Source organism: Candidatus Thiosymbion oneisti (assembly GCF_900092655.1).
Lineage (GTDB): Bacteria > Pseudomonadota > Gammaproteobacteria > Chromatiales > Chromatiaceae > Thiosymbion > Thiosymbion oneisti.
This window is the reverse complement of sequence record NZ_FLUY01001819.1, coordinates 1-7,594: the sequence shown is the minus strand read 5'-3', so window position 1 is coordinate 7,594 and position 7,594 is coordinate 1. Positions and strand designations below refer to the sequence as shown.

10 protein-coding genes are annotated in these 7,594 nt (G+C 59.7%); 3 read left to right on the top strand and 7 right to left on the bottom strand.

Features of this window, described 5'->3' with window-relative positions; genetic code table 11:
* Nucleotides 1-348 (bottom strand): SURF1 family protein (locus BQ17_RS19405; RefSeq protein ID WP_141699387.1); only part of this gene is annotated, 348 nt, incomplete at its 3' end.
* A 140-nt stretch (nucleotides 349-488) separates the two neighbouring features.
* On the opposite strand from BQ17_RS19405, the gene BQ17_RS19400 reads away from it, so the two are divergent.
* Nucleotides 489-707 carry a twin transmembrane helix small protein gene (locus BQ17_RS19400; RefSeq protein ID WP_089729954.1) on the top strand — a complete coding sequence of 73 codons (219 nt, stop codon included), beginning with the start codon at nucleotides 489-491 and terminating at the stop codon, nucleotides 705-707.
* A gap of 575 nt (nucleotides 708-1,282) precedes the next feature.
* Here BQ17_RS19400 and BQ17_RS19395 read toward each other — a convergent pair.
* The 6 genes from BQ17_RS19395 to BQ17_RS19375 form a co-directional block, all read right to left on the bottom strand.
* Nucleotides 1,283-2,161 carry a cytochrome c oxidase subunit 3 gene (locus tag BQ17_RS19395; RefSeq protein ID WP_089729952.1) on the bottom strand — a complete coding sequence of 293 codons (879 nt, stop codon included), beginning with the start codon at nucleotides 2,159-2,161 and terminating at the stop codon, nucleotides 1,283-1,285.
* A 75-nt stretch (nucleotides 2,162-2,236) separates the two neighbouring features.
* Nucleotides 2,237-2,779 (bottom strand): cytochrome c oxidase assembly protein, encoded by a 543-nt coding sequence (locus BQ17_RS19390; RefSeq protein WP_089729950.1) that lies wholly within the window; start codon nucleotides 2,777-2,779, stop codon nucleotides 2,237-2,239.
* Nucleotides 2,776-2,937: a hypothetical protein gene (locus BQ17_RS22205; protein ID WP_176722521.1), complete on the bottom strand. Its 162-nt coding sequence runs from the start codon at nucleotides 2,935-2,937 to the stop codon at nucleotides 2,776-2,778. Before BQ17_RS22205 ends, BQ17_RS19390 begins: the two co-directional genes overlap by 4 nt.
* A 44-nt stretch (nucleotides 2,938-2,981) precedes the next feature.
* A complete protein-coding gene (gene ctaD / locus BQ17_RS19385; protein ID WP_089729948.1) occupies nucleotides 2,982-4,592 on the bottom strand; it encodes a cytochrome c oxidase subunit I in 1,611 nt (536 codons plus the stop codon).
* Nucleotides 4,593-4,668: 76 nt separating this feature from the next.
* Nucleotides 4,669-5,844 carry a cytochrome c oxidase subunit II gene (coxB, locus tag BQ17_RS19380; RefSeq protein WP_089729946.1) on the bottom strand — a complete coding sequence of 392 codons (1,176 nt, stop codon included), beginning with the start codon at nucleotides 5,842-5,844 and terminating at the stop codon, nucleotides 4,669-4,671.
* An 8-nt stretch (nucleotides 5,845-5,852) separates the two neighbouring features.
* Nucleotides 5,853-6,488, bottom strand: coding sequence for a DUF2244 domain-containing protein (locus BQ17_RS19375; protein ID WP_089729944.1), 636 nt, complete (start codon nucleotides 6,486-6,488; stop codon nucleotides 5,853-5,855).
* Between the two features lie 492 nt (nucleotides 6,489-6,980).
* On the opposite strand from BQ17_RS19375, the gene BQ17_RS19370 reads away from it, so the two are divergent.
* Entirely contained in the window at nucleotides 6,981-7,265 is a 285-nt protein-coding gene (locus tag BQ17_RS19370; protein WP_089729942.1) for a toll/interleukin-1 receptor domain-containing protein, read from the top strand.
* Nucleotides 7,266-7,313: 48 nt separating this feature from the next.
* On the top strand, nucleotides 7,314-7,594 hold a 281-nt coding region (locus BQ17_RS19365), incomplete at its 3' end, for a phosphoglucose isomerase-related protein (protein ID WP_500784430.1).

Below are 7,594 nucleotides of genomic sequence, written 5' to 3'. Positions count from 1 at the left end.
CCGGTTCACCAGGACTCGGCTGTCCGATCCCCGGATACGCAGGGGTGTGATGACGTGAAAGCCGATGCGGTTACCCTGGCGGCGGTTTGCGATCAGGATCTGACCTGCGGCTTCGAAGGTCCCCCGCGCTCGCAGCTTACGGAACCGCAGCGACTCGGGGTCGGCGATCGGACCCCTGAACTCCAGCGCCGGCAGCTCGGCCCGTTCGCCGAGGACCCGCATCTGCTCTCGCTTCTGCTCGGCGCGGTCGATCTGCCAAACGCCGAGCGCAACGAACAGGGGGATCGGCAGCGCGAGCAAGAGCGTCGGCACCCAACGAAAGTGAAATTTTACATAGCCAAATTGCATCTAAGTGCTATAGTGCAAAAATATGGAGATCGTGATTCTGGTGCATCCAGGAGAAAACTGCTCACCAGCCCCCGGAAAACGAGGCTGGTGGGCGGTTATTGCGCCAGATCCTTACCATACCCAACCAGAAGAGGTAACCTATGGAACTCATGTACAAGATTCCGGTGATTATCATCCTCGGGTTCATCGTCTTTTCCCTTGCCCAAGGCATGTACTATCTCGCCAAGGACGACGGCGATGAGGACAAGACCCGGGTGGTAAGGGCGCTGACGGTGCGGATCGTGCTTTCGCTCACCCTCTTCCTACTGCTCATCCTCGGCTACTTCCTCGGAGTGCTTCAACCCTCCCCCCTCAGCTAACAGGTTGGGGTTCCTGCCTGCGGCCTGCGGTAGGCAGGAACCTCAACATCTGCCGCTTCCAGTCGCCAGCTTCACTCAATCAGACCTGGACAATTCCACGGCAGGTAGGAGCGAAAAATCTTTCGCCCCTAAATGTCCCAATGCAGGTCCAGCTCGCCTCCGATCCATCCATCGACTTGATTGGGCAAAAGCGTACCAGGGTGGTGCGGCGTGCCCGACGCGCTGTGGATGTCATCAGGCACACCGCTTTTCTCCGCGCTGGTGGTGTGCGGCTCGGCGAACCGGACCCGTAGGCTGGGCTGTGTCCACCAATACGGCACCTAACTCATCCTCGGCTACTTCTATCGAATCAGCAATCGCGGACCGGTTGGGTTAGCCGCGGGGACGGAGCCTAACCCGACCAGGAAAATAACCACAGAGGGCATGGAGGGCACGAAGAAAACAGAGAATTTTCTCTGAGTTCTCTGTGTCTCTGTGATGTAAACCCGTAAGTGTAAAAATCCGGGAGGTATGCCCACCCGGATTCGAAACTCACCCTGCCGCGCTCAGGTCTGCAGCAGTTTGACTCAAACCGGCTACAACCAGTAGACGAATACGAACAGTCCCAGCCAGACCACATCGACGAAGTGCCAATACCAGGCTACGGCCTCGAAGGCGAAGTGGTTGTGGGGCGAAAAGTGGCTCTTCATCGCCCGGACGAGGATGACCATGAGCATGACCGTACCCATGGTGACGTGGAAACCGTGGAAACCGGTCAGCATGTAAAAGGTCGAACCGTACACGCCGGATTTCAGCGTCAGATTCAACTCGCCGTAGGCATGGTAATACTCATAGGCCTGCATCGCGACGAAGATCAGACCCAGGGCGATGGTCGCGGCCAGACCCCACACGAGCTTTTTCTGGTTATGTTCCTTCAGTCCCCAGTGGGCCCAGGTCACAGTAGCACCGGAGGTGAGCAGGATCAGGGTATTGAGCGCCGGTATGCCCCAAGCCCCCATGGGTTTGAACTCACCCCCTAGCTGCCCCGGTCCCGCGCTCGGCCACATCGCCTCGAACTGCTTATAGAGGATCTCGTGGGTGACTCCGAGATAGCCCTCGCCGCCGAGCCAGGGCAGGGCGATATCCCGGATGTAGTAGAGGGCACCGAAGAAGCTCAGAAAGAAGAAGACCTCGGAGGCGATGAACCAGAACATGCCCTGGCGGAAGGAGCCATCCACCTGCTCGTTGTACCTATCCGCGAGGTTTTCCTTGATCACCACGCTGAACCAGCCGTAGAACATGACCATCAACAGGACGAAACCGGCCAGGACCATCCAGACGCCGGCACCGACCGCGTTGATCGTCAGGGCGGTTCCCGACAGCATAAGGAATATCGACAGCATGGCGACGATCGGCCAGGGGCTGGAATCCGGGATGTAATAGTCAGTGGGACCGTGATGGGCAGCGCTACTCATCCTTATCTCTTCCTCTTATAGGGTTAGGGGCGATTGACATTCTCGTTCAGTTTCATGGCCGCGAGCGAGTCGGGATCAATCGGAGACCCGCAGCACGCTATAGGACAAGGTGAGCGAGTTGATGTCCGCGGGCAGATCGGGCGACACGGAGAAGCGCAAGGGCATCTCGGTGATCGCGTTACCCGCGAGGGTTTGCCGATTGAAGCAGAAACATTCCATTTTGGCGAAGAAGCCGGTGGCCTGCCACGGGGCAATGCTCGGGATGGCCTGGCCCGTAATCTCCTGTCCCGAGCGGTTTTCGGCGATGAACTTCACGAGATAATGCTCTCCCGGACGCACGCGCAGCCTGCGCTTCATCGGCTCGAGGCGCCAGGGTAGATTCGGGTGGATAGTGGTATCGAACTTCACCGTCACCCAGCGGTCCTGTACCACGCCGGTAGCAGCCGCCCGCGCCGCCCCGGCACCGATGGTGGCCCGCTGTCCCACCGATTGCACGCCGGTCACTTTGCACAGCAAACCGTACAAGGGGACCATGGCGAAACCGAAACCGAACATGCCGACGGCTAATCCCATCAGCAGGAGCAGGGTACGTCGCTTGCGCCGCTCGACGTCGCTCATTGGGCACCGGTGACGGCCAGCTCGAACAGGCCTTTCCAGAAGGGGATAGAACTCAGCAACATGAACAGGGCAAAGCCCGCCAGGATCCAGGCCAGGCGCAGATTCTTGCGGCGTCGCTGGGGGGGGTTATCGGCGCTTATCATAAGGATCAAGTTCATTCAAAAGGCGGCGGGTGCTTCTCCTACCCGCCGCCCATGGGTCATCAGGAGGCGGCGAGCTTAGGCGGCGTGGTCCAGCTATGGAACGGAGGCGGTGAAGGCAGCTCCCACTCCAAACCTTTGGCACCTTCCCATGCCTTGTTCTCCGCCTGCTTACCGCCGCGGACGGTCTTGATGACGATGTAGAGCAACAGCAAGTGACTCAGGCCGAAGACGATACCGCCGATGCTGGAGATGACGTTGAACTCGGTAAACATCGCATGATAGTCGACGATACGCCGCGGCATTCCGGCCAGGCCGATGAAGTGCTGCGGGAAGAAGGTGATGTTGAAGCTGATGACATTGATCCAGAAGAAGAGCTTGGCCAGCTTCTCATCGTACATGTGTCCGGTCCATTTGGGCAGCCAGTAGAAGACGCCCGCAAACAACCCGAACACCGCGCCGGGCATCAACACATAATGGAAGTGGGCCACCACGAACATGGAATCGTGGTACTGCATATCCGCCGGCACCACTGCCAGCATGATGCCGGTCAGGCCGCCGAAGGAGAACATGAGCAGGATGCCGATCGCGAACAGCATGGGGGTCTCGAAGGTCATGGCCCCTCGCCACATGGTCGCGATGTAATTGAAGACCATCAGCCCCACCGGGATGGAGATGATGATGGTGCCGATCATAAAGTAGCTGACCGCCCCCAAGGACATGCCGATGGTGTACTGGTGATGGGCCCAAACCACCATGCCGATGATCATGATGGCGATCATGGCGCCCACCAGGGAGGAGTATCCGAACAGGGGCTTACGGGAGAAGGTCGGCACCACAGAGGCCAGCACCCCCATGGAGGGCAGGATCAGGATGTAGACCTCGGGATGACCGAAGAACCAGAACAGGTGCTGGAACAGCACCGGATCGCCGCCGCCGGCGGCGTTGAAGAAGCTGGTGCCGAAGTGACGGTCGAAGAGCAGCATGGTTATCCCGCCGGCCAGGACCGGAATCACCAGAATCAGCAGGAAGGCGGTCACCAGCCAGGTCCAGACGAAGATCGGCATCCGCATCATCGTCATGTTCGGGACCCGCATGTTGAAGATGGTGACGATGATGTTGATGGACGCCAGCACCGAGGAGATACCCAGCATATGGAGGGCGAAGATCAGGAAATCCATGGACATGCCGACCTGGACCGACAGTGGCGGATAGATGGTCCAGCCGGTGTTGATCTGGGTGCCGCCACCGGGGAAGAAGGGCACGATGAAGGACAGGATGAGCATGGTGGCCGCCGCCGGCAGGATCCAGAAGCTCAGGTTGTTGAGCCTAGGCAGGGCCATGTCCGGCGCCCCGATCATGAGCGGGATCATCCAGTTGGCCAAACCGGCCGCCGCCGGCATGACGGCACCGAAGATCATGATCAAGGCGTGATTGGTCACCAGGTTGTTATAGAGATCCGGCTCTAGGAGTTGCAGCCCGGGCAGAAAGAGCTCGACCCGAATCGCCATGGCGCTCAGGCCCCCGGCGAACAGCATGGTAAAGGCGAATATCAGGTACATGGTCCCGATATCCTTGTGGTTGGTGGAGAACAACCAGCGCTTGAGGCCCTTGGGTGGCCCGTGGTGTTCATGCTCCCCGTGGTGTTCGAGGTCGATAGTTGCGGTGCTCATAGCAAGCTTCCTCTCCGGTAAGGCCTGATTTGAATTCATTAAACGATCAATAGAGTATGAAACCCCCAATCGGCCACTATTTGACGGCCAAGGTGCGGGCGGCCTTTATGTCACGTGGCTGCACCAGATCACCCGTATCGTTACCCCAAGCATTGCGTTCGTAGGTGATGATTGAGGCGAGCTCGAGATCGGTGAGGGTGTTCCAGGCCACCATTGCCGTCCCCGCCTTGCCGTTCAGGACAATATCCAGATGCGCGGGAATAGGACCGGTCACGATGGCACCGCCCGTGAGCGCCGGGAAGGCCGGCGGCAGACCCTTGCCATTGATCTGGTGGCAGGAAGCGCACTTGGTGTTGTAGTTGGCCCGCCCCTTCTCCATCAATTCCTCCATGGTCCAGTCCTTATCCATCGCGGCCTCGGCGGCGGCGGCCAGCATCGTCTGTTTCTGTCCTTCCATCCAAGCCTTGAATTTCGCTTCCGCGACCACCTCTACCTCGATGGGCATACGCGAGTGCCAGGTACCGCAGAGCTCGGCGCACTGCCCGGAGAAGCGGCCCTCGCGGGTGAGGTCGACCCAGGTCTCGGTCACATAGCCGGGGATGGCGTCCTTCTTCACTGCCAGCTCCGGGACCCAGAAGGCGTGGAGCACATCCGCGGAGGTGTGGAGAAAACGCACCTTCTTACCTACGGGCAACACCAGGGGGTTGTCGACGGCTCGCAGATAGCCGGCGGTATCCTCCCCGGCCTGATCTTCCGGGAGATAACGGCTCTCGACCCGGACCGGCTTCGGTTTACCGTCGATCTCGACGCTATGGTCCAGATACTCGTACTCCCACCACCACTGGTGACCGATGACCTTCACGTCCAGCAGATCCTCTCCCTTGGGCACCTCCCACACCTTCTCCAGCGTCTTCTGAGCGGAGCCGGCAATGGTCAAGTCGATCCCCAGCACCAATATCGGCACGATGATCCAGGACCACTGGCCGAACCAGGTCTCATGGAAGCGTTGGTCGGCCCGGTACCCACGGCTCTTACGGTGGTAATACAGCGAATAACCCACGAAGGCGAAGATGATCACCAACAGCACCGTAGCAATAGCTGAGGTGAGCATGTGGATATCGTAGATCTCCTGAGCCACACCGGCGGCAGGCTCAGGAAAATTCAGGGCCATCTCGGCACCGGCGGTACCGGCCCAACCGGCGAGGAGCGAAAATACGGATAGGGCGCCGAGGCGCTTGCTGATTGCTGCCATAGTTTCTCTCATTCGTTGATACACGCGCCGCTGGCGCAACCTGCCGCTCTCGCCCCATCGGAACCGAGAGGGGTACCTGACATGAGATCGGAACCGGCCGCCCGGCGAGTCCGATCCCGCGTTGAATCGGCCGCTCCGGTGCCGGGGAGAGATGGGGCGACGTGCGGCCGACCAAAACCCAGGCTATCGCCAAGCTCCACGGCCAGCTCCTCATGCTCCGCCTCGACCAACTTCGAGCTCACCTCCAGCCCCTTGCCGTGACAGCGCAGGAGGAGACGACTCGGGTACCAGCCGCGGGGATCGCGCCGCAGCTCGACCCGGGTCCAGTTGGCCGGCAAGCTGGCCACCTCTGTGAGTCGCCGCCCACCGCGCAGGACCCGGAGTACCGGACCCTCCACCTCGATCACCTCGCGGGTGTGGCCGGCAAGCGCGCTCAGGTAGAAGCCGGCTACCAATACGAAGAGCTCAAGCCCTGCAAACGGCAGCACCAACCAGGCCCCCAATGCCGCGAAGTAGGCACCGAGCACGGCGAAGCAGGCGGTGAAAAACAGCAGAACGCGCTTGGTCGCCCGCCAACTAAGGGCGCAGTTGGGACGCACAACAAACCGGTATCTGTCGGAACCCTGCGCTTGGGACACCGGCATTCGAGCACCCTCTCAGGCTTGCCGCATTGGCCGTAGAGGAAATGGCCAACGCTGCGGCGACCCCGCCGGTAATCCGTTTTTCCCATGCTCAAAAGACACCGAACGACCCCCTTGCTAAGATTCTGACTTTTACTAGCGAATCGGGAGATAGAAGAATGATCCAAGCCATAAAAAAATGCAACCATTTAGAAATATGTGAATTTTCTAACGGATGGGCCTAGCCTGCCAAGGCGCGCCTATCTCGTGATGCCGGAGCCCTCCTCGCCACCCATGGCGTCTATGCCGCTTTCTTGACCGCGAGCACCTCCCATACCTGCCACGCCTCAATGCCCATGTCCTTGGGCACGCTGCCGCTTTCCAACACCAAGGCAATGGCCAGCCCCATTCGGCCTTATAGCAGATAGCGGTCGATGCGACAAAATTTCATCGATCTTAAGGAATCACACCTTCGATGGTCTACCCGCAAGACGCAGCAGGAACCCGGAGACGCAAATGAGTCAGGCAACGGTCTTTATCAGCTACCGGCGTTGCGAGGACGACGCGAAGATACTCAATCGCCTGAAGACGTTCTTCGTCCCCTTGGAGCAAGAAGGACTGATCTGCGGCTGGACCGATCGTGACATCGAGGGCGGACAATACTGGGGCAAAGAGATCGATGCCGCGCTGGAACGTGACAAGATTGGCGTGCTGCTTATCTCTTCGGATTTCCTGGCCTCGGAGTTCACTCGCCGTGGCCGTGGATCTGCCCGGCTGGATCCACCGCATGTTTGCAGGTGAAGCGATCAACAACACCGCTTTGGCGAGCTCCTGGAAGGTGCCCATGCCATGGACGAGCATTTCCGATCCGCGGACTTAAGCGAGAATCTGCCGGTCATCCTGGGACTGATCGGGATCTGGTACGCCAACTTCGCCGGCGCCTGCACCCACGCGGTACTACCCTACGATCAATCCTTGCGTTACCTGCCGGCCTACCTCCAGCAGGGTGACATGGAGAGCAACGGCAAGCGGGTGACGCGCGCGGGCGATCCTGTGGCATACACCACCGGACCCGTGGTCTGGGGCGAGCCCGGAACCGATGGTCAGCACGCCTTCTTTCAGCTCATCCA

What these genes read in the sequence shown, in the direction of transcription:
- BQ17_RS19390 (WP_089729950.1), bottom strand. Translation starts at nt 2,779, where the DNA reads ATGAGCGACGTCGAGCGGCGCAAGCGACGTACCCTGCTCCTGCTGATG.
- BQ17_RS19375 (WP_089729944.1), bottom strand. Translation starts at nt 6,488, where the DNA reads ATGCCGGTGTCCCAAGCGCAGGGTTCCGACAGATACCGGTTTGTTGTG.
- coxB (WP_089729946.1), bottom strand. Translation starts at nt 5,844, where the DNA reads ATGGCAGCAATCAGCAAGCGCCTCGGCGCCCTATCCGTATTTTCGCTC.
- BQ17_RS19395 (WP_089729952.1), bottom strand. Translation starts at nt 2,161, where the DNA reads ATGAGTAGCGCTGCCCATCACGGTCCCACTGACTATTACATCCCGGAT.
- BQ17_RS19400 (WP_089729954.1), top strand. Translation starts at nt 489, where the DNA reads ATGGAACTCATGTACAAGATTCCGGTGATTATCATCCTCGGGTTCATC.
- BQ17_RS19370 (WP_089729942.1), top strand. Translation starts at nt 6,981, where the DNA reads ATGAGTCAGGCAACGGTCTTTATCAGCTACCGGCGTTGCGAGGACGAC.
- BQ17_RS22205 (WP_176722521.1), bottom strand. Translation starts at nt 2,937, where the DNA reads ATGAACTTGATCCTTATGATAAGCGCCGATAACCCCCCCCAGCGACGC.
- ctaD (WP_089729948.1), bottom strand. Translation starts at nt 4,592, where the DNA reads ATGAGCACCGCAACTATCGACCTCGAACACCACGGGGAGCATGAACAC.